Origin of the sequence: Mycolicibacterium celeriflavum (assembly GCF_010731795.1) — a bacterium.
GTDB classification, from domain to species: domain Bacteria; phylum Actinomycetota; class Actinomycetes; order Mycobacteriales; family Mycobacteriaceae; genus Mycobacterium; species Mycobacterium celeriflavum.
This window is the reverse complement of the sequence record NZ_AP022591.1, coordinates 2,215,912-2,236,935: the sequence shown is the minus strand read 5'-3', so window position 1 is coordinate 2,236,935 and position 21,024 is coordinate 2,215,912. Positions and strand designations below refer to the sequence as shown.

Sequence of the window (21,024 nt, the reverse complement as noted above, 5' to 3'; positions counted from 1 at the left end):
CCATGCGAGACATGGTTGAGATCGGCATGGGCCGAACCGCCCGCCGCACTTACGAACTCGACGACATCAACATCGTCCCGTCGCGGCGCACGCGGTCGTCTCAGGACGTCTCGACCGCCTGGCAACTGGATGCCTACCGGTTCGAGATCCCGGTGGTCGCCCATCCCACCGATGCGCTGGTGTCCCCGGAGTTCGCCATCGAGATGGGCCGGCTCGGCGGCCTGGGGGTTCTCAACGGCGAGGGCCTCATCGGTCGGCACGCCGACGTGGAGGCCAAGATCGCCCAGGTCATCGAGGCGGCCGAGAAGGAGCCCGAGTCATCGGCGGCGATCCGGCTGCTACAGCAGTTTCACGCCGCGCCGCTGGACCCGGACCTGCTGGGCGCGTCCGTCGCGCGGATTCGCGAGGCCGGCGTGACGACGGCGGTGCGGGTCAGCCCGCAGAACGCGCAGGCGCTGACTCCTGCGCTGCTCTCCGCCGGCATCGACCTTCTGGTCATTCAGGGCACGATCATCTCGGCCGAACGTGTAGCCCAAAACCAGGGCGCCGGAGAGCCGTTGAACCTCAAGACCTTCATCGCCGAACTCGACGTGCCGGTGGTCGCGGGCGGCGTGCTCGATCACCGCACCGCTCTGCATCTGATGCGCACCGGCGCGGCCGGTGTGATCGTCGGCTACGGCTCGACCAGCGGCGTGACCACCAGCGACGAGGTCCTCGGCATCAGCGTGCCGATGGCGACCGCGATCGCCGACGCGGCCGCAGCGCGCCGGGAATACCTCGATGAGACCGGTGGACGGTATGTGCACGTGCTCGCCGACGGCGACATGCACACCTCCGGCGATCTGGCCAAGGCCATCGCGTGCGGAGCGGACGCGGTGGTGCTCGGCACGCCGCTGGCCAGCTCGGCCGAGGCGCTGGGCGATGGCTGGTTCTGGCCCGCCGCGGCCGCCCATCCGTCCCTGCCGCGGGGCGCGTTCCTGCAGGTCGCGATCGGTGAACGGCCGTCGCTGGAACAGGTTCTCACCGGCCCGTCCGACGATCCGTTCGGCTCGCTGAACCTCGTCGGGGGGCTGCGGCGCTCGATGGCCAAGGCGGGATACTGCGACCTCAAGGAGTTCCAGAAGGTTGGCCTGGCCGTCGGAAGCTGAGCTGCACGCCTACGCTGAGCGGGGTGTTCTTCTTCCTCTTCGGTTACGGCACCAAACAGCAACACCTCGGTGCCGGGGAGGTCAGGACGTGCCCGCGCTGCCACAACACCACCCAGTGGTCGCGGGTCCGCGAGTTCAAGCAGTTCACGTTGTTCTTCGTGCCGGTGGCACGCTGGAACCGCAGGCAGTTCGAGGTCTGCGGCATCTGCGGCACCGCCGTCGGCATCTGATCTTGCGCGAGCAAGCGCTTTACAACTTTGGCGGCCCTGTCTAGAAGTTACCCCTCGGTAACGCCATACTGGTCCGATGGAACCTGACTACGACGTCCTGGTGATCGGTTCGGGGTTCGGCGGCAGCGTCACCGCCCTGCGGCTGACCGAAAAGGGATATCGCGTCGCCGTGCTGGAAGCCGGTCGGCGCTTCGCCGACGAGGATTTCGCCAAGACTTCGTGGAATCTGCGCAAGTTCCTGTGGGCGCCGCAGCTCGGCATGTACGGAATCCAGCGGATCCACCTGCTGCGCAACGTGATGATCCTGGCCGGCGCGGGCGTAGGCGGCGGGTCGCTGAACTATGCCAACACCCTGTACGTGCCGCCCGATCCGTTCTTCAACGACCCGCAGTGGAAGGACATCACCGACTGGCGCGCCGAGTTGATGCCGCACTACGACCAGGCGCAGCGCATGCTCGGTGTCGTCACGAACCCAACGTTCACCGACGCCGACCGCGTCGTCAAGCAGGTCGCCGACGAGATGGGGGTCGGCGACACCTTCGTGCCGACACCGGTGGGCGTCTTCTTCGGCCCGGACGGCACCAAGGCGCCCGGCGTGACGGTGCCCGACCCGTACTTCGGTGGTGCCGGGCCCGCGCGGACCGGCTGCATCGAAGTCGGAGAATGCATGACCGGGTGCCGCCACAACGCCAAGAACACCCTCGTCAAGAACTACCTGTATCTGGCCGAAAAGTCTGGGGCGCAAGTCTTTCCGATGACAACGGTCACCGGCTTCGAGGAGCGTCCCGACGGGCTGTGGAACGTGCACACCGTCCGCACCGGCAGTTGGGTGCGCCGAAAGAAGCGGACGTTCACCGCGCAGCACGTGGTGCTCGCCGCGGGGACGTACAACACCCAGAAGCTGTTGTTCAAAATGCGCGACAAGGGCAAGCTGCCCAAGCTGTCGGACAAGCTGGGGGTGCTGACACGGACGAACTCCGAATCGATTGTGGGAGCCGGACGCTTCGAGGTGACGCCCGATCTCGACCTCACCCACGGCGTCGCGATCACCTCGTCGATCCACCCCACCTCCGACACCCACATTGAACCGGTGCGCTACGGCAAGGGCTCGAACGCGATGGGACTGTTGCAGACCCTGATGACCGATGGGGCCGGGCCGGAAGGAACCGATGTACCGCGCTGGAAACAGTTCTTTCACAACGCCCGAACAAACCCCCGAGGCACGCTGCGCATGCTCAACGTCCGGCAGTGGAGTGAGCGGACGCTGATCGCCCTGGTGATGCAGCATCTCGACAACTCGATCACCACCTACACCAAACGGAACAGGTTCGGCGTCCGGCGGTATCTGAGCAAGCAGGGTCACGGTGCGCCCAACCCGACGTGGATCCCGGTCGGCAACCAGGTGACACGGCGGATCGCAGAGAAGATCGACGGCGTCGCGGGCGGCACCTGGGGCGAGCTGTTCAACATCCCGCTCACCGCGCACTTCCTCGGCGGTGCGGCCATCGGTGACGACCCGCAGCACGGTGTCATCGATCCGTACCACCGGGCGTACGGCTATCCGACGTTGTCGGTGCACGACGGGGCGGCGATCTCCGCGAATCTCGGTGTGAATCCGTCACTTTCGATCACCGCCCAAGCCGAACGCGCGACGTCGCTGTGGCCGAACAAGGGGCAGCAGGACCTTCGGCCGGAGCAGGGCCTGCCGTACCGGCGGTTGGCGCCTGTACCGCCGGAACACCCGGTCGTCCCCGCAGACGCGCCGGCGGCGCTGCGGCGGCTGCCGATCGAGCCGGTCAGCTCGGCTGGTTGAAAGCTCGCCGATAGGGGTACCTGACATCCTCTGAGGGAGGAGAGTCGCGATGCGGACCGCGTATCACGAGCAATTGACCGGGCTGTGCGCCCAACTGGGGCAGATGTGCGGGCTGGCGGTCAGTGCGATGGAACGCGCGACCCAGGCGCTGCTCGAGGCCGACCTGTCGCTGGCCGAGCAGGTCATCGCCGACCATGAGCACATCGTCGCGCTGAATCGGCGGACGGAGGAAGCTGCGCTGCGGATTCTCGCGCTGCAGCAACCCGTCGCGAGTGAGCTGCGCACGGTGGTCGGCTCCATCCACGTCGCCGCCGACATCGACCGGATGGGTGCGCTGGCCGTTCACGTTGCCGGGATCTCGCGGTTGCGCCACCCGGACTGCGCGTTGCCGGCCGACGTGCGGGCGAGCTTCGCCGAGATGGGGGAGCGGGCGGTGGAACTCGCGAAGTCGGCACAGGAGGTACTGATGTCGCGCGATCCCGAGAAGGCGGCGCGGTTGCGCGACGAGGACGACGCCGTCGACGCCGAGCATCGGCACCTGTTCACGTTGCTGATGGACCACAAGTGGCAGGACGGGGTGTGTTCCGCGGTCGACGTCGCGTTGCTCGGCCGCTACTACGAACGCTTCGCCGACCACGCCGTGGAGATCGGCAGGCGCGTGGTGTTCGAGGCGACCGGTGGTCTGCCGGTGCACAAGCAGATGGCTTAGCGCTACACCCGACGCCGGCGCAGAGGCTCCCGGCCCAGCGGCTGCTGCGGCGTCGGCAGCAACGGCTCGCACCGGTGGACCGCCACGGTCGTCGGCTCCTGGGTCGAAAGCTCCAGGTCCTCGCCGGCGTGGCGGATCCGCAGCGAGGTGTGCGGGCCGTCGCGAAGTGCATAAGTGACGTCGTCGTGGTTCACGTCGACGGTCAGCCGAAAGTTCCGCCACCGCAAGCGGAATCGCAGACACGAGATGCCGTCGGGCAGCCTCGGGTCCAGCGACAGCACCCCTTCGTCGTCACGTAACCCGCCGAAGCCGGCCACCAGCGCGGTCCACGCTCCGGCGAGCGAGGCCATGTGCAGGCCGTCGCGGGTGTTGTGGTGCAGGTCCCGCAGGTCGATCATCGCGGCTTCGTAGGTGTAGTCGTGGGCGAGTTCGAGATGACCGACGTCGGCGCACATCACCGCTTGTGTGCACGCCGACAACGACGAATCCCTGGTCGTGCGCCGTTCGTAGTAGTCGACGTTGCGGGCCTTCTGCTCGGCGGTGAACGCGTGGCCCTGTAGGTGCATCGCCAGCACCAGGTCGGCTTGCTTGATCACCTGAGCCGGATAGAGCCGGACGTAGGGCTCGTGCATCAGCAGTGGGTAGATCGTGTTGCTCGTGAAGTCCCACTCGCGAAGCGTGGTGAAACCGTCGCACTGGGGGTGTACACCCAACTCCTCGTCGAACGGAATGTGCGCGGAATCGGCGGCGTGGCGCCAAGCGGCCATCTCCTCGGTGCTGACGCCCGCGGCGTGGGCCGCGTCCACGTTGCGCGCGCAGGCGTCGGCGGCTGCCCGCAGGTTGGCCGCGGCCATCAAGTTGGTGAACACGTTGTCGCGCACCACCGCGGTGTACTCGTCCGGCCCTGTCACACCGTCGACATGCCAGACTCCGTGTCGGTCGTGATGCCCGAGCGACCGCCACAGCCTGGCCGTCTCGATGAGCACGTTGAGTCCACATTCGGCTTCCAGGGAGTGGTCGCCTGTCACGATCCGGTACCGCTCGAACGCCATCGCGATGTCGGCGTTGACGTGAAATCCGGCGGTGCCCGCCGGCCAGTACGCCGAGCACTCCTCGCCGCGGATCGTGCGCCACGGGTATGCGGCACCTTCGAGATCGAGTTGAGCCGCCCGTTTCTTGGCGAGCGGGAGGATCGACGCGCGCCAACGCAACGCGTCGGCCGCCCCCTTCGGATGGGTGTAGGTCAGCACCGGAAGGACATAACCCTCGGTGTCCCAGAAGGCGTGGCCGTCGTAACCCGTTCCTGTCAGTCCTTTGCCGGGAATCGCCCGGCGCTCGGCGCGGGCGCTGGCCTGCAACACATGGAAAAGCCCGAAGCGCACCGCCTGCTGGCAGTCGGGGTCGCCCTCCACCTCGACGTCGGCGCCGTCCCAGAAATCGTCGAGATACGCGCGCTGCGCATCGAGCAGACCTCGCCAGCCGGTGTACCGGGCGCTGCTGAGCGCGGCGGCAGCCTGGTCACGCAGGGCCGGCCGCGACCGCAGGCTTGACCACCCGTAAGCCAGGTACTTGACGATTCGCAGCTGCTGGCCCGGCCGCAACCCACAGATCACCGTGGTGTTGGCCCAGTCCAGGCCCGCACCGGTATCGACCTCGAAACGGCCCGGGACCTCGATGTCGTGGTCCATCGCCGCGGCCATCATCAGGTTGCTGCCCCGGGTGCGGTGCAGCAGGATGGCGCCGCGGTCGGAGTGTTCGTGCTGCACCGGGTCCAACGGCTTCTCGAGGACGGCCGACACCCGCGGGTCCTTCGACGAGGGCGGCAACTCCTCGTTGGCGACGAGTTCAGATTGCAAAGTCACCCGCGCGAATTCGTCTACCGCCTCGACGACGTACTCGATGGCGGCGACACTGCGTTGAGTGAGCGAAACCACGCGCGTGGAAACGACTTTGACCTTCTTGCCCGCCGGTGACTCCCAGAGCGCGATGCGCGTCAGGGTGCCTGCCCGCAGATCGAGTACGCGTTCGTGTTCGTGCAGCGCGCCGTAGCGCACGTCGAACGGTTCGTCGTCGACCAGCAGCCGCACCAGCTTGCCGTTGGTGACGTTGACGACGGTCTGCCCGTCCTCGGGGTAGCCGAATCCCGCCTCGGCGTACGGCAGGGGTCGGCACTCGTAGAACGAGTTCAGGTATGTGCCCGGTAGCGCGTGAGGTTCACCTTCGTCGAGATTTCCGCGCAATCCGATGTGACCGTTCGACAGCGCGAACAGCGACTCCGACTGCGCGAGCATGTCGAGGTCGAGCGACGTCTCCCGCACCTGCCACGGCTCGACGGGGAAAACATCGTCGTTGAACGTCATGCGAGCAACTCCGCCAGGTCGGACACCACGACATCGGCTCCGTTGCGTCGCAACGCTTCTGCCTGCCCCACCCGGTCGACGCCGACGACCAGACCGAAGTGGCCGGCCCGTCCCGCCGCCACGCCTGACAGCGCGTCTTCGAACACGGCGCCGTGAGCGGGTTCGACGCCGAGAAGTTCCGCTGCACGCAGGAACGAATCCGGTGCGGGCTTTCCCGCGATGTTCTCCTCACGCAGCACGACACCGTCCACCCGGTGTCGCACGTATTGCGCTAGCCCGGTCAATTCGAGTACCTCGCGCGTGTTCGCGCTTGAGGAGACCACCGCGATCCCCAGTCCGGCGTTCGCGGCCGCCTCCAGGTAGCGGCGCGATCCCTCGAACACCTCGACACCGTCGGTCTGCAGAACGTGCTGGAACATCTCGTTCTTCCGGTTACCCAGCCCGAACACGGTCTCGCGCTCGGGCCCGTCATCGGGGTTACCGTCAGGCACCTCGATGTCCCGGCTGAACAGGAACGACCGCACGCCGTCCTCCCGCTTCTTGCCGTCGACGTAGCTCAGATAGTCGGTCTGGACGTCGAACGGCGTGAACACCTCGCCGGTGCGCTCGGCCCACTGTCGAAGGAAGTCGTCGAACATCGACTTCCACGCCTTTTTGTGCACGCTCGCGGTGTCCGTGAGCACGCCGTCGAGGTCGAACAGCACCGCGCGGATCCCGGCGGGCAGACCAAGCTTTTCCGTCAGCTCTTCGGTTCCAGGCACCATTAACCCATTCCCGTTATCGCGCGCGGACATGCTTGCGCATCGAGGAACTTACTGCAGCGAAGGTCCCCAGGGGTGCCGATCACGCGGTCGACCCTCCGCCTCCGCCCCCGCCGCCGCAGGGGTACGGGCCGCCGCCCGGCGGTGTTCCCGCGCAGCAGCCTGAGAGCAACCTCGTGTGGGGAATCCTCGTCACGGTGTTGTGCTGCTTGCCGTTTGGCATCGTGTCGATCGTGTACGCCAGCAAGGTGTCCGGGTTGTGGGCGCAGGGGCAGTACGCGCAGGCGCAGAAGGCGTCCGACGACGCGAAGAAGTGGGCCATCTGGGGTGCGATCGCCGGCGTGATCGTCATCGTCATCTACGGGATCATCGCCGTCGCGGGTGGTATGTCCTACGGCATGTGACCTCCATCCGCCCGCTCGCCGCACTGCACGGGTGACCTCGAGACCGCCAACTAGACTGGCCCGGTGACATCAGGATCTCCCCGACCTGTACTGGTTGTCGATTTCGGAGCGCAGTACGCGCAGTTGATCGCTCGCCGGGTCCGCGAGGCGCGCGTGTATTCCGAGGTGATCCCGCACACCGCCGGCGTGGAGGAGATCAAGGCCCGTGACCCTGCGGCCATCGTGCTCTCCGGCGGGCCGGCCAGTGTCTACGAGGACGGCGCCCCGCGGCTGAACCCCCAGCTGTTCGACTTGGACGTACCGGTGTTCGGTATCTGCTACGGCTTTCAGGCGATGGCACAGGTGCTCGGAGGAACGGTCGCGCGCACCGGGACGCGCGAGTACGGCCGCACCGAGTTGAAAGTCACTGGCGGGCAACTGCATTCGGATCTGCCGACGACTCAGCCGGTATGGATGAGCCATGGCGACGCCGTCACCGAGGCCCCGGAGGGCTTTGAGGTGGTGGCCGCCAGCACCGGTGCGCCGGTCGCGGCGTTCGAGAATCGGGCCCGGCGACTGGCCGGTGTGCAGTACCACCCCGAGGTGATGCACACGCCTCATGGTCAGCAGGTGTTGAGCCGCTTCCTGCACGAGTTCGCCGGGATCGACTCGACCTGGACGCCGGCCAACATCGCCGAGGCGCTCGTCGAGCAGGTGCGCGAGGAGATCGGTGACGGTCGGGCGATCTGCGGGCTGTCCGGCGGGGTGGACTCCGCCGTCGCCGCCGCGCTCGTGCAACGGGCCATCGGCGACCGGTTGACCTGCGTGTTCGTCGACCACGGCCTGCTGCGGGCGGGCGAGCGGGCGCAGGTGCAGCGTGACTTCGTCGCCGCCACCCACGCCAACCTGGTCACCGTCGACGTCGCCGACCGGTTCCTCGAGGCGCTGACGGGGGTGACCAACCCCGAAGGCAAACGCAAGGTCATCGGCAGAGAGTTCATCCGGGCGTTCGAAGGGGCGGTGCGCAGCCTTGTGGAGGGTGGTGGGTCGGCCGACGAGCGCTTGCGCGAGGAGCCAACTGGTGATGTCGAATACCTGGTGCAGGGCACGCTGTATCCCGACGTGGTGGAGTCCGGCGGAGGTTCGGGCACCGCCAACATCAAGAGCCACCACAACGTCGGGGGATTGCCCGACGACCTGAAGTTCACCTTGGTCGAGCCGCTGCGATTGCTGTTCAAGGACGAGGTGCGAGCCGTCGGCCGTGAGCTCGGATTGCCGGAGGAAATCGTTGCGCGCCAACCGTTTCCGGGTCCCGGCTTGGGCATCCGGATTGTCGGCGAGGTCACCGCGTCGCGGCTGGAGACGCTGCGTCGCGCTGATGCGATCGCCCGCGAGGAACTGACCGCGGCAGGGCTGGACAACCAGATCTGGCAGTGCCCCGTCGTGCTGCTGGCCGACATCCGGTCGGTGGGCGTGCAGGGCGACGGCCGCACCTACGGGCATCCGATCGTGCTGCGCCCGGTGTCGAGCGAGGACGCCATGACCGCCGACTGGACGCGGGTGCCTTACGAAGTGCTCGAACGCATCTCGACCCGGATCACCAACGAGGTGGCGGAGGTCAACCGGGTGGTGCTGGACGTGACGAGCAAACCGCCCGGCACCATCGAGTGGGAGTGATCAAGCGCCCGAGTCTTTGTCGATGACGTCCCCGAGGATCTCACCGACCAGCGACTCGATCGTCGACTCGATCGAGAAGGCCAGGGTCGCCGACACCGCCGACACCGCCTGGGTGCGGAACCGCACGAGCATGGTGATCAGTTCGGCGATCTCGGTGTCGGGCGGCAGCGCGGCGCCCGGGTTGATGCGGTGCAGCACTTCCTCGATGCCCGCCTGCACCAGGATGCCGCTGATCTGGTCGATCAGCGGGCCGATCCGCTCGTGCAGGTCGATGAGCTTGTCGGTGCCCACGCCGTATTGGCGGATGTCGTTGAACGCCTCGATCAGCTTGGGCCGAACGATGACGGCCTCACCATCCTCCAGCTTGATCACGCCGAGACCGACCATCCGGTCGAAACCGGGATCGTCGTCGACCAGCCGCCTGGCGTCGGCGACGCTCATCCGCTCGGGCTTCTCCGTCGCCCAGCTGCCCGCGATCGCCGATTCGAGCCCGAGGATCTCGCCGACGCCCTTGCCCTGTTCCCACGCGGACAACATCTCGCGCACGTGGGAGATGTTGTAGCCGCGGTCCAGCAGCGACGTGATCAGCCGCAACCGGGTCAGGTGGGTGTCGTTGAACAGCGCGATCCGGCCGACCCGCAGCGGCGGGTGCAGCAGGCCCCGGTCGCGGTACACCCGGATGTTGCGGGTAGTGGTGCCGGCCAACCGGGCGAGCTCCTCGATGCGGTACTCGCCCGACTCCTCGACGCCGTGGGGTTGCACGGCGGCGTCGAACAGCTGCGAAACCGCCGTCGCGACCACATCGCGGGAACCGCGGCGCACCCGTTTGTCCGCTCGCCGAAGCCCGTTGAGAATCGCCGAGATCGGTCCCGCCGGCGGTCGCGGCTGCCGTCCTGTCATTTCAGGCCGGTGTGGTGACCGCGTAGACGTCGCGCGCTACAGCGACGTAGTCGTCGCGCCGGAAGTCCCGCATCTGTCGAAGATACTGGGTGGCGAAGCCCGGGTACATCGACGCGTTGAAACCGTCGGCCGTCAGGTACCAACTGCTGCAACCCGACATCCAGGTGGTCTTGGTCAGCCGCTTCTGGATGCGTTCGTTGTAGCGCCGCTGAACGTCCTCACGTACGTCGAGATAGCGCAGTCGTTCACGGAGAATGGTGGTGATTGCCCGCACGGTGTAGTCGAGTTGCCCTTCGACGTACACCAGCAGCGAGTTGTGGCCCGGACCGGAGTTCGGACCCGTCATGAAGAACAGGTTCGGGTAGCCGTGCGCGTTGACGCTCTTGTAGGCCTGTGCGCCGCCGGCCCAGTCCTCGCTCAGCTTGCGGCCACCGATACCGGTCACCGGAAACGGCGGTCCGGTCAGATGGACGTCGTAACCGGTGGCGAAAACCACGCAGTCCAGGTGGTGTTCGACCCCGTCGCTGGTGCGGATGCCGACCGGGCTCATGGTCGCGATCGGCCAGTCGATGAGCTTGCAGTTGTCCCGTTGCAGCGCCGGGTAGTAGTCACTGGACATCAACATCCGCTTGCAGCCCGGGGTGAAATCGGGTGTGAGCTGGCGGCGCAGCCACGGATCTTTGACCTGTAGCCGCAGATGCGCCTTGCCGAGTTGGGCGACCAGCCCGGTGAGCGGGGTGTCCCACACCAGTGCGGTCGCGGTGAGCTCATGACCCCAGAACAACGCTTGGCGCGCGATCTCCTGCACCGCAGGGACTTTCGCGAACAAGGTCTGAGCGGCAGCCGGTGTGGCGATGTCCAGCCGGGGCAGCACCCAGCCCGGCGTGCGCTGGAAGACCTTGACGAAGTCGGCGCGCTTCACCAGTTCGGGCACGATCTGCACCGCGCTGGCGCCCGTGCCGACGACGGCCACCCGCTTGCCGGCGAAGTCGTAGTCGTGATCCCAGCGCGCACTGTGGATCTTGTGACCCCGGTAGCTGTCGAGGCCGCGGATGTCGGGCCACTTGTGATCCGGTAACGGCCCCGACGCCAGGACCACGGTGCGCGCCCGAAAGCGTTTTCGGCCCTTGGCTTTCACCGTCCACACCCCATCGGCCTCACTGAATTGCAGGCCGTTCACCTCGACGCCGAACCGGATGCGGTGGCGAAGTCCGAAATCGTCGACCATGTCCTCGATGTGCGCGCGGATCTCCTCGCCCGGCGAGTAGGACCGCGACCAGTTGGGATTCCCGGCGAACGAGAACGAGTACAGCAGCGACGGAATGTCGCATGCCGCACCGGGATAGGTGTTGTCGCGCCATGTGCCGCCGACCCGGTCGCCGCGTTCGAGGATGACGAAGTCGTCGACGCCGGCCTCGGAGAGCTTGATCGCCGCGCCGATGCCGGTGAACCCGGCACCGACGATCAGCGTGTCGTGGACGTCCATGTCAGGCCGCCGGCTCGTGGGTGACCTCTTTGACCCAGCTCGGCACCGACGGCAGCAACGGCCTCGGATACCGGTCGGAGATCCACACCATGGAGTTGGCCAGGAGGTGATAGGGGTGGCGCGGGTTGGTGACGACACCGGCGTAGCGCCGCAGGAAGCGGTATGTCGGCACCCGGTTGGTGTACTCGCCGCGGTCGCCCAGTTCCTTGAACCTCTTCACCGCCCGGTACAGCCGCTCCGGTTCCATACCCATGGCGACGATCTCGTTGCGGATCCTGTTGATCAGCGGTGCACCCATGACCGCGCCGATGATCAGACCCGGGGTGGCGTTGTGGCCGATGAAGTCGATCAGCAACCGCCGGATCCTGGCATGGCCGATCATGTCGAGCACTTCGAAATCGACCACGAGGTGCCGGGATTCGTCGTTGTTGATCTTCTCGAACACCCGGTGGCACACGGGATCGTGCACCTCATCGAGCAGGAACTTCAGCAGCGCACCGTCGAGGGCGACCTCGAGCATCGGAATGACCGTGCCGAGCAGCGACAGCGGCATGTCGTCCGCCCACCGGTCCAGCCAGTCGATGGCCAGCCGGATGTTGACGTTGGGCTCGGGGACCTCACCGTCTTCGAGCATGCCCCACCGCTTCATCAGCGCCAGTTCGGCATTGGCGTGCCGTTGCTCCTCGGCGTGGAAGTAGCGGTAGATCTCCGCGATCGTCGGCGTCGGCGCCTTTTTGGCCAGCGCCGCGAACCCGCGTGCCCCGATGTTCTCGATCCAGCACAGGTCTGCCATGAAGGCCTTCAACTTCGGCCGCTGCTCGTCGGTGATCAACTCCGCACCCGGAGCATCCCAATCGATGTCGGCCAACGCCCACTGCCGGTCCTTGATCTTGGCCAGCATCGCGTCCATGTCGATCTTGGTCTTGGTGGCCATCGGAACCTCCTAGCTCGTGACGCGGGTCGTCAAGCCGACGGCGCGGGTGTACACCGTCGGGGTGAATCGTTTGATGCCCCAGCCGATTCGGGCGTCCGGCTGCGGCATGCAGTACAGGCCGCCGCGATCGAGCGTGTCCAGACACATGCGGGCCACCCGGTCGGGGGAGAAGCCGGTCCATCGCATCAGCCGGTCGGCCAACTGGGTGGACTTCGCTGATATGCGGCCGGATTGGACGATGTTCGTCTTGACGAACGTCGGGCACAGCGCGGTCACGTTGACACCGGAACCGCTCAGTTCGGCGGCCAATGTTTCCGACAGCGACAACACGCCGGCCTTGCTGACGTTGTAGGCCGCCATCCCCGGCGCCGCACCGAAGGCCGCGGCCGAGGCGACGTTGATGATGCCGCCATAGCCCGCGTCTCTGAGGATCGGCGCGAACACGTGGCAGCCGTGGATCGGGCCCCACAGGTTGATGTCGAGCACCCAGCGCCAGTCGTCGAGGCCGGTCTCGCCGATCGGCAGGCCGCCCGCGCCGACGCCCGCGTTGTTGATCACCACGGTCGGTGGGCCGCCGAACCAGGATTGCGCCTCGTCGGCCAGCGCGGTGACGTCGTCGATGCGAGTGACGTCGCAACGCACCGCTATCGCTTGTCCACCTCGGTTTTCGATCGCCTCGGCGGTGCAGCGGGCCGACGCCTCGTCGATGTCGCTGCACACCACCCGGCCACCGCGGTTGGCGAGCTCGACGGCGAAGGCGGCACCGATGCCGCTGCCTGCGCCGGTGATGACGGCCGCGGCATCGCGACTTCGCCTGTCCCCGAAGAGTTTCACGGCATCACGCCGCCGGCGCATCGTTGAGCACCGTCGAAGTACACCACCAATTGGTGACATTTGTCAATGTCATCATTGGTCATTGGTTTCGCCGAGTGCGCGGTCAGTGTCCGGGTTTTCGACATTTGCGTACACCCACCGTGCACTCGATGCTCACTGGACGCGCTTGACGCTGTCGGTGGGTGGGTGTTTACTCGGCGTATCGAACATACATTCGAGAAACCATTGAGTCAGACGATGCAGGAGGTGCTGATGTGACAGCTGCCGTCAGCCTGGATCGGCGCCAGCTTACCCGCGCTGAACAGGTAGAACACCTGCGTCGCAAGATAGCGGCAGTCTCCGGCAAAGTTGGTGCCGGCCGACGCGGCGCAGCCTCCTCGGCCGATCAGCTTCCGGCTTCGGAAACTTTGCTGCCGATGCCCGAAACGCTGGCCGAACTGTCCCATGCGCCGTTGCCGCGCGGCACCGTGGCGGTGGTGACCGGGGCTCGGTCGTTGCTGCTGAGCATGGTGGCGGCGGTGACTGCGGGCGGCGGGCACGCCGCGATCGTCGGCCAACCCGACGTCGGTCTGCTGGCGGCTGTGGAGATGGGTGCAGACCTGAGCAGGATCGCGGTCGTCCCTGAAGCCGGGGCCAATCCGGTCGAGGTCGCCGCGGTGCTGATGGACGGTATGGATCTGGTCGTGCTCGGCCTGCGCGGGCGGTCCGTGCCGGCCACCCGTGCGCGGGCGGTGGTGGCCCGGGCCCGGCAGAAGGGATGCACCCTGCTGGTCACCGGCGGCGACTGGCAGGGGGCGTCGGCCCGGCTGGAGGCCAGGGTGTGCGGCTACGAGATCACGGGTCAGGGTCGCCCGGGGTTCGGCCGCATCAGCCGGGTGCGACTGGCCATGCGGGCCGGGGGGCGGTCTTTCGGTTCCGGGCGCGCAGTGGGCGGATGAGTGTCCTCGCGCGTTCTCGCCATCTGGTGCATGGACTGGCCGGCCGTCGCCGCAGCGGCAGCGGCGGACCTACCGTCGACCGCCCCGATCGCGGTGACGCTGGCCAACCGGGTCATCGCCTGTTCGGCGTCGGCCCGATCGGCGGGTGTGCGGCGGGGGCTGCGCCGTCGGGAAGCGCAGGCGCGGTGCCCGGAACTGCACGTGGCCACCGCCGACCCGGCGCGCGATGCCCGCCATTTCGAAGGCGTGACGCTCGCGGTGGACGACCTGGTGCCGCGGGCCGAGGTGTTGCGACCGGGTCTGCTGGTGTTGCCGGTCCGGGGGGCGGCCCGCTACTTCGGGTCCGAACAAGCCGCCGCTGAGCGGTTGGTCGACGCAGTGGCCGCTGCGGGAGCCGAATGCCAGGTAGGTGTCGCCGACCAGTTGCCCACCGCTGTGTTCGCCGCGCGGGCGGGGCGGATCGTCGAGCCCGGACAGGATGCGTCGTTCCTGTCGGCGCTGTCGATCCGTCAACTGGCCACCGAGCCCAGCCTGGCCGCGCCGGGACGGGAAGACCTGGCAGACCTGCTGTGGCGGATGGGGATTCGCAACATCGGGCAGTTCGCCGCGCTGGCCCGCAGCGATGTCGCCTCGCGGTTCGGTGCCGACGCGGTGACCGCGCACCAGTTTGCCCGCGGCGAGCCCACCCGTGGTCCGTCGGGACGCGAACCCGAACCGGAACTCGACGCCGTCATGGACTGTGACCCGCCGATCGACCGGGTGGACGCCGCGGCCTTCGCCGGCCGCTCGCTGGCCTCTGAGCTGCACCGTAGCTTGGCGGCATCCGGGGTGGGCTGCACCCGGCTGGCCATCCACGCCATCACCGCCAACGGCGAAGAGCTGGAACGGGTTTGGCGCTGCGCCGAACCACTGACCGAGGACGCCACCGCCGACCGGGTGCGCTGGCAACTCGACGGCTGGCTGAACAGGCGCAACCCCAACGACCGGCCTACCGCGCCGATCACGGTACTCCGGTTGCGTCCGGTGGAGGTGGTGTCGGCTGAAGCGCTGCAGCTGCCGCTGTGGGGTGGCGTGGGAGAAGAGGACCGACTGCGTGCCCGGCGCGCGTTGGTGCGTGTGCAGGGTCTGCTCGGACCGGAGGCGGTGCAGGTGCCGGTGCTCAGCGGTGGCCGGGGACCCGCCGAACGCATCACGCTCACCCCGCTGGGGGATGAGCCCGTACCGCGGGCCGACCCCCGTCAGCCGTGGCCCGGCCAACTGCCCGAACCGTCGCCGACCGTGTTGCTCGACGATCCGGTCGAGTTGTTCGACGTCGACGGTCGACCGGTGCGGGTAACCGCCCGCGGCCTGTTCTCCACCGATCCGGCACGCCTGGCTACACCCGGCAAGGTGGTCAAGGCCGGCAGGTTGGCCTGGTGGGCCGGGCCGTGGCCGGTCGACGAGCGGTGGTGGGATCCCGAACAAGACCGGGCCGGCCGCACCGCACGGGCGCAGGTCCTGCTCGACGGCGCGTCCTCCCGCGACGCCCAGCCGGGGCAGGCCTTGCTGCTGTGTTACCGGCAGCGACGGTGGTACGTCGAAGGGATTTATGAGTGACACCGGCACAGCGGGGTACCCCGCACATCGATGACCGCTATACCGCCAGACCCTGACCCGGCCGACACACCGGACCTCGAGCCCGGTGGTGGCGTGCCGCCCGGGTCGACGCCGCCCGACTCCGACCAGACCTCGGGCGTGGGCGCGGTGGAATCGCGGCCACGGCACCGGTGGACGCCGACGGCCGTCGCAAGCATCATCGCGGTCGCGCTCTTCGTGCTGTTGTTCCTGGCCGCCGCGGTGTGGCTGATCGTCGGCTAGCCCAGGCGCCGCGCGAACGCGCCGACGCGCGCGATGAACCGGTCGAAGAACGCGCCCGGGTCGACGTCAATGCCGATGAGCGCGTTCGGTTTCCGACCCCACCGGTTGCTCCAGTCAGCGATGGTCATGCCGCGGGTCAGCGTGCCCGTCAGCTCGACGTCGACGGTGGTCGCCCGGCACGTGACGAGGTCGGGATCCAACGCCACCGCCGCGGCCAACGGGTCGTGCAGATGCGCCAGATAGCCCTCGCCCTGGTCGAAATGAAACTCGAAGTAGAACCGCATCGCGTCCTCGAGCACCGCGATCAGCGGGTTGGCCGCCGCCGACCGGGCGCCGCGGTCATCGGACACGCTCATCGCCACCGACATCGCGCCGGCTTCCGTCGCCAGCCGGTTCAGCATGGCGGGCGTCATCGCAATGTGCTCGGTCAGGTTCAGCCCCAACACAATCGGCAGATGACTGGGCTGCGCGCCGTGCCACGCCACGTTCCATCCGGTGAACACCTCGGCAGCGGCTTCCGGGTCCACGCTGATGTTCCACTCCGCGACCGGGGTGGTGTTACCTCGATAGTCGAACGCGCCACCCATGATCACCAACCGGCGCAACAACGTCGGTAGCGCGGGCTCCATGCGCAGCGCCAGTGCCAGGTTGGTGAGCGGGCCGACGGCGATCGCGGCCAGTTCACCCGGATACGCACGCGCCGCGCGCACCCAGGCCTCGGCGGCGTCATGTGCGGTGAGTTTCCGCTCGGTCGCGGGCAACCGTGCGTACCCCATGCCCTCGGGACCGTGGGTGTCCTCAGCGGTGCGCAGGAGCGAGGCGACGGGCGCTTCGGAGCCCTTCGATACCGGGATGGGCGGCATCCGGCACAACTCCAGCAGGCGCAGGTTGTTGCGGCAGACCTGTTGTGCCGGAACGTTTCCCGCGGTGGACGCTATCCCCACTACCGCGGCGTCGGCGCTGGCGAACAGGTACGCCAACGCCATCGCATCATCGACGCCGGTGTCGACATCGGCGAACACGGGTTGCGTCACGCCGCCAACGATAGGAAACCTCGGTTACCAGTGCACACCCGGCACCAACCGCGCCGCGGTCTTGACCGGCCGCGGCACCCGCAAGGTGGGCACCGCCCGCGTCGGTCGCCGGGGGCGTCGGGTGCCGCTGGGCCTGGTCTGCGCGGACGGCTCGCCGCGCGCCGCGGCGGAATCCGGGAATCCGAGATACAGCTGGTGCAGCACGCGCCGCGACAACCGCGGCGTGAAGTAGTTGCCGAAATCGGCGAGGGTGCCCAACGGCGTGTCGATCCGCGCGGGTTTGTCGATGAGGCCGCGCACCACCATCGCCGCGGCGTGCTCGGCGCTGATCGCGGGGACCGGGTTGAGCCGCCGCGACGGCGCGATCATCGGCGTACGCACCAGTGGCATGTGGATGTTGGTGAATGTGATGTGGTCCGACAGTGTCTCGGTCGCGACCACATCGGCGAACGCGTCCAGCGCCGCCTTCGTCGGCAGGTACGAGCTGTACTTCGGGTTGCGGGCCTGTACCCCCGCGCTCGACACGTTGACCACGTGACCGAACCGCCGTTCTCGCCAATGCGGCAGCAGCGCAAGCACCATCCGCACCGCTCCGAAATAGTTGACGGCCATCACCCGCTCGTAGTCGTGCAGCCGGTCGGTGGACGCGACCACCGATCGACGGATCGAGCGTCCCGCGTTGTTCACCAGGTAGTCGACGTGGTCGAACCTGCCCAGGATGTCCTTCACGGTGCTCTCGACCGACGCCGAGTCGGTGACATCGCAGGTGAACGCGTGCGCTCGGCCACCGGCGGCGCGAATGTCTGCGACCAGTTCGTCGAGTGCATCGGCGTTGCGCGCCAACGCGAACACCGTCGCGCCGCGTTCGGCGACCGCGATCGCCGACGCCCGACCGATCCCGCTCGACGCCCCGGTGATGATCACGTGCCTGCCGACCAGCGGTCCCGCCGGATCGTCGCGGCGGGCCCGGTCGGGATCGAGATGCTCGGCCCAGTACCGCCAGAGCGCAGGCGCATAATCGGCGAACTTAGGTACCTCAATGCCGTTGTCGCGCAACGCTTCCGCTGTGCGCTCATTAGTGAACGTCGGCATCAGGTCCACCACGTCGAGGATCTCGGCGGGCACGCCGAGTTGGGTGGCCGCCATGTTGCGCACCACCTTGGCGCGTCCACCGACTTTGAGGATGGGGGCCGCGGCCGAGCGCGGCAGCGAGGCGCGCAGCGGAGGCAGTCCGGCCGCCTTGCCGACGCCGCGGTAAATACCGCGCAGTCCAATGGTTTTCGGCGCGGTGAGATGAAATGTCTGGCCGTCGCGATCCGGCAGGTGCATCAACGCGACGAGCGCGTCGACCACGTAGTCGACCGGCACCAGGTTTGTGCGGCCGGTGTCGGGCAGCGCCATCGGGGTGATCGACGGCAGCTTGGCCAGCTTCGCCAGCACCGGGAAGAAGTAGTACGGCCCGTCGACCTTGTCCATTTCGCCGGTGCGCGAATCGCCGACGACGACCGCGGGCCGGTACACCCGGTAGCGCAGGCCGGCGGCGCTGCGCACGAGCAACTCGGCCTCGAACTTGGTCTGGTGATACGGCGTGGGCAGTTCCTGACCGACGTCGAAGTCATCCTCGGTGAACTCACCGCGGAAGGTGCCGGCAACCGCGATCGACGACACGTGGTGCAGCGTCGCGTCGAATCGTTTCGCCACCTCGATCACCGCGCGGGTGCCCTCCACGTTGGCCGCGCGCTGGTCGGCGTCCGACGCGGTGATGTCGTAGATCGCGCCGCAGTGCACGACGTGGTCGACAGCGCCGGCCTCGGCGAGCGCCTCTGCCGCCACCCCCAGATTCGGGGCGGTGAGATCGCCGACCAGCGGTTTCGCGCGTTCACCCCACGCCGCGGCCAACCTCTCGAACCGGGACAGCGACTCCCGGCGGACCAGCACCAGCACTTCGGCGTCCCCGTCGCGGGCCAGCAACTGGGCTACCACTCGCCGTCCGATAAACCCGGTACCGCCGGTAACGACATAGCGCATGCGAGTCATCGTGGCCCTCGGCGGGTGAAACGTCAATGGCGTGTGACCGAGCCGTTGACGTCCGGCGGATATCGTTCGGGTATGCCACTCGACCCCAAAGCCATCGGCGCCAAGACCGACCCGCAACTGTTCGAATGGACCGACCGCGACACCTTGCTTTACGCGCTGGGTGTCGGGGCGGGTACCGCCGATCTCGCGTTCACCACCGAAAACAGCCACGGAATCGAACAGCAGGTGCTCCCCACCTATGCGGTGATCGCGTGTCTGCCGTTCGCGGCGGCGGCGATGATCGGCTCGTTCAACTTCGCGATGCTGCTGCACGGCTCGCAGGGAATCCGGTTGCACGAGCCGCTCAAGCCGGCGGGCAAGCTCAGCGTGGTCGCCGAGGTCGCCGACATCCAGGACAAGGGTGAGGGCAAGAACGCGATCGTCATGCTCAAGGCGACGGGCACCGATCCGGACACGTCGAACGTCGTCGCGGAAACCTTCACGACAGCGGTCATCCGCGGCGAGGGCGGCTTCGGCGGGCAACCGGGACAGCGGCCCGTTGCGCCGGAGATTCCCGACCGTGAACCGGATGCCCGAATTGCACTGCCCACGCGCGAAGACCAGGCGTTGATCTACCGGTTGTCGGGCGACCGCAATCCGCTGCACAGCGACCCGTGGTTCGCCAGGGAGCTGGCCGGCTTCCCGAAGCCGATCCTGCACGGGCTGTGCAGCTACGGCGTCGCGGGCCGCGCGCTGGTCGCCGAACTCGGCGGCGGCGACGCGACGAAAGTGAGCGCGATCGACGCCAGGTTCACCTCGCCGGTGTTCCCCGGCGAGACGCTCACGACGTCGATCTGGCGGACCGAGGCCGGCCGCGCAGTGTTCCGAACGGAGGCCGCCGATCCCGACGGTTCGAACGCCCGCCTCGTTCTCGAGGACGGCGCCGCGGAATACCGGGACTGACCGGCATTTGGTCGATCCGCCGGCATCGGATGCCCGGGATTGACAGGATGGTCGACCATGAGGCTCGTCATTGGTTATCTGGCCACATCAGGCGGTGCCGATGCGGTGGCGCTCGGGGTGCGGTTGGCCCGCACGCTCGGCGCTGAGCTCGACCTGTGCATTGTGCTGCCGCCGGACCGGGTGGCCCCGTCGATCAAGCCGATCGGCGATTTCGAGGAGCACCTCACCGCACAGGCCCGGGAGTGGCTGGCCGAAGCCAGCGCCACCGTGCCCGACGACATCGTCGTACGCAGCCACGTCCGGTACGACGACTCGTCGGCCGACGGGCTCATTCAGGAGACGGCGCGCGTCGAGGCCGACATGATCGTCGTCGGTGCAGCGGGCGGCGGCCTGGCAGGTGGCTTCTCACTGGGGTCGGTGGTCAACGAGTTGTTGCACTCGGCTCCGGTGCCCGTCGCAGTGGCGCCTCGCCGAACGCGCGACTCGGGCATCGACCGCGTCCGCGAAGTCACCTGTGCGATCGGTGAGCGCGCGGGCGCAGACATCCTGCTGGACACCGCTGTTCGGTTCAGCCGGGCGGCAGGCACCCCGCTGCGGTTGGTGTCGCTGGTGGCCCTGGACCCGACGTTCGGAGCGCTGCGCGGAGACGGCGACGCGGCGCGGGAGCGGGCGCTGACACATGCGCGCCAGGTTCACGAGTCGGCGAAAGCCGAGCTCCCGCAAGGCTTTCCCGTGACGTCGACGATCGTCGATGGTGCGACGGTCGAAGAGGCGGTGAGCAAGCTGGACTGGCAGGACGGGGATCTGATCATGGTCGGGTCGAGTCGACTCAGCGCACCCCGGCGGCTGTTCCTCGGGTCGACGGCGGCCAAGATGATGCGCGTTCTCGACGTCCCGATGGTGGTGGTGCCGCGCCAACAACTCGGCCCCGAAGACCTACCGTGAGCGCTCGACGACGCTAGAGCCGAGATTGCATGTAGG

The 21,024-nt window shown here is 67.8% G+C and carries 19 protein-coding genes; 11 read left to right on the top strand and 8 right to left on the bottom strand.

Features of this window, described 5'->3' with window-relative positions; all coding sequences use genetic code 11:
• Positions 1-11 precede the first annotated feature (11 nt).
• The 4 genes from G6N18_RS10930 to phoU all read left to right on the top strand — a co-directional run bounded on the left by G6N18_RS10930 (position 12) and on the right by phoU (position 3,900).
• A complete protein-coding gene (locus tag G6N18_RS10930) occupies positions 12-1,148 on the top strand; it encodes a GuaB3 family IMP dehydrogenase-related protein (RefSeq protein WP_179962425.1) in 1,137 nt (378 codons plus the stop codon).
• A 23-nt stretch (positions 1,149-1,171) separates the two neighbouring features.
• Positions 1,172-1,378 carry a zinc-ribbon domain-containing protein gene (locus tag G6N18_RS10925; RefSeq protein WP_059165077.1) on the top strand — a complete coding sequence of 69 codons (207 nt, stop codon included), beginning with the start codon at positions 1,172-1,174 and terminating at the stop codon, positions 1,376-1,378.
• Between the two features lie 76 nt (positions 1,379-1,454).
• Positions 1,455-3,191, top strand: coding sequence for a GMC family oxidoreductase (locus G6N18_RS10920; protein ID WP_083000915.1), 1,737 nt, complete (start codon positions 1,455-1,457; stop codon positions 3,189-3,191).
• 49 nt (positions 3,192-3,240) lie between these two features.
• Positions 3,241-3,900, top strand: a complete 660-nt coding sequence (phoU, locus tag G6N18_RS10915) for a phosphate signaling complex protein PhoU (RefSeq protein WP_083000913.1) — start codon at positions 3,241-3,243, stop codon at positions 3,898-3,900.
• Positions 3,901-3,902: 2 nt separating this feature from the next.
• On the opposite strand, the gene G6N18_RS10910 is transcribed toward phoU, so the two are convergent.
• Together G6N18_RS10910 and G6N18_RS10905 are read right to left on the bottom strand one after the other, a co-directional pair.
• Positions 3,903-6,260 (bottom strand): glycoside hydrolase family 65 protein, encoded by a 2,358-nt coding sequence (locus G6N18_RS10910; RefSeq protein ID WP_083000912.1) that lies wholly within the window; start codon positions 6,258-6,260, stop codon positions 3,903-3,905.
• A complete protein-coding gene (locus tag G6N18_RS10905) occupies positions 6,257-7,003 on the bottom strand; it encodes a beta-phosphoglucomutase family hydrolase (RefSeq protein ID WP_234806129.1) in 747 nt (248 codons plus the stop codon). Before G6N18_RS10905 ends, G6N18_RS10910 begins: the two co-directional genes overlap by 4 nt.
• Before the next feature lie 59 nt (positions 7,004-7,062).
• On the opposite strand from G6N18_RS10905, the gene G6N18_RS10900 reads away from it, so the two are divergent.
• Positions 7,063-7,425, top strand: a complete 363-nt coding sequence (locus tag G6N18_RS10900; protein WP_083001118.1) for a CD225/dispanin family protein — start codon at positions 7,063-7,065, stop codon at positions 7,423-7,425.
• Positions 7,426-7,488: 63 nt separating this feature from the next.
• Positions 7,489-9,081 (top strand): glutamine-hydrolyzing GMP synthase, encoded by a 1,593-nt coding sequence (gene guaA / locus G6N18_RS10895; RefSeq protein ID WP_083000909.1) that lies wholly within the window; start codon positions 7,489-7,491, stop codon positions 9,079-9,081.
• Here guaA and G6N18_RS10890 read toward each other — a convergent pair whose 3' ends face one another.
• Genes G6N18_RS10890 through G6N18_RS10875 form a run of 4 tightly spaced genes read right to left on the bottom strand, consistent with a single transcriptional unit; the run spans position 9,082 to position 13,256 of the window.
• On the bottom strand, positions 9,082-9,981 hold the full coding sequence (locus G6N18_RS10890) for a MerR family transcriptional regulator (protein WP_083000907.1): 900 nt from the start codon (positions 9,979-9,981) through the stop codon (positions 9,082-9,084). It abuts the gene before it with no gap.
• 1 nt (position 9,982) lies between these two features.
• Positions 9,983-11,467: a flavin-containing monooxygenase gene (locus G6N18_RS10885; RefSeq protein WP_083000906.1), complete on the bottom strand. Its 1,485-nt coding sequence runs from the start codon at positions 11,465-11,467 to the stop codon at positions 9,983-9,985.
• A 1-nt stretch (position 11,468) separates the two neighbouring features.
• Positions 11,469-12,401, bottom strand: coding sequence for a ferritin family protein (locus G6N18_RS10880; RefSeq protein ID WP_067226141.1), 933 nt, complete (start codon positions 12,399-12,401; stop codon positions 11,469-11,471).
• A 9-nt stretch (positions 12,402-12,410) separates the two neighbouring features.
• Positions 12,411-13,256 carry an SDR family NAD(P)-dependent oxidoreductase gene (locus tag G6N18_RS10875; protein ID WP_083000904.1) on the bottom strand — a complete coding sequence of 282 codons (846 nt, stop codon included), beginning with the start codon at positions 13,254-13,256 and terminating at the stop codon, positions 12,411-12,413.
• 233 nt (positions 13,257-13,489) lie between these two features.
• On the opposite strand from G6N18_RS10875, the gene G6N18_RS10870 reads away from it, so the two are divergent.
• The 3 genes from G6N18_RS10870 to G6N18_RS10860 are packed head-to-tail and all read left to right on the top strand — an operon-like array spanning position 13,490 to position 16,030.
• Positions 13,490-14,173, top strand: coding sequence for a DnaE2-dependent mutagenesis accessory factor ImuA' (locus tag G6N18_RS10870; protein WP_083000902.1), 684 nt, complete (start codon positions 13,490-13,492; stop codon positions 14,171-14,173).
• 30 nt (positions 14,174-14,203) lie between these two features.
• On the top strand, positions 14,204-15,769 hold the full coding sequence (locus G6N18_RS10865; protein ID WP_083001117.1) for a DNA polymerase Y family protein: 1,566 nt from the start codon (positions 14,204-14,206) through the stop codon (positions 15,767-15,769).
• A 30-nt stretch (positions 15,770-15,799) separates the two neighbouring features.
• Positions 15,800-16,030 carry a DUF6480 family protein gene (locus G6N18_RS10860; protein ID WP_067226131.1) on the top strand — a complete coding sequence of 77 codons (231 nt, stop codon included), beginning with the start codon at positions 15,800-15,802 and terminating at the stop codon, positions 16,028-16,030.
• On the opposite strand, the gene G6N18_RS10855 is transcribed toward G6N18_RS10860, so the two are convergent.
• Both G6N18_RS10855 and G6N18_RS10850 read right to left on the bottom strand, forming a co-directional pair.
• The gene (locus tag G6N18_RS10855; RefSeq protein WP_083000901.1) at positions 16,027-17,064 is read right to left on the bottom strand and encodes a nucleoside hydrolase; all 1,038 of its coding nucleotides are present in this window, start codon (positions 17,062-17,064) and stop codon (positions 16,027-16,029) included. The genes G6N18_RS10860 and G6N18_RS10855 overlap by 4 nt on opposite strands.
• A 24-nt stretch (positions 17,065-17,088) precedes the next feature.
• On the bottom strand, positions 17,089-19,092 hold the full coding sequence (locus tag G6N18_RS10850; RefSeq protein WP_179962393.1) for an SDR family oxidoreductase: 2,004 nt from the start codon (positions 19,090-19,092) through the stop codon (positions 17,089-17,091).
• 81 nt (positions 19,093-19,173) lie between these two features.
• Between G6N18_RS10850 and G6N18_RS10845 the strand changes: the two genes are divergently transcribed.
• Together G6N18_RS10845 and G6N18_RS10840 are read left to right on the top strand one after the other, a co-directional pair.
• Positions 19,174-20,043: a MaoC family dehydratase gene (locus tag G6N18_RS10845; protein WP_083000897.1), complete on the top strand. Its 870-nt coding sequence runs from the start codon at positions 19,174-19,176 to the stop codon at positions 20,041-20,043.
• Positions 20,044-20,100: 57 nt separating this feature from the next.
• Positions 20,101-20,988 (top strand): universal stress protein, encoded by an 888-nt coding sequence (locus tag G6N18_RS10840; protein ID WP_083000896.1) that lies wholly within the window; start codon positions 20,101-20,103, stop codon positions 20,986-20,988.
• Positions 20,989-21,024: the final 36 nt, after the last annotated feature.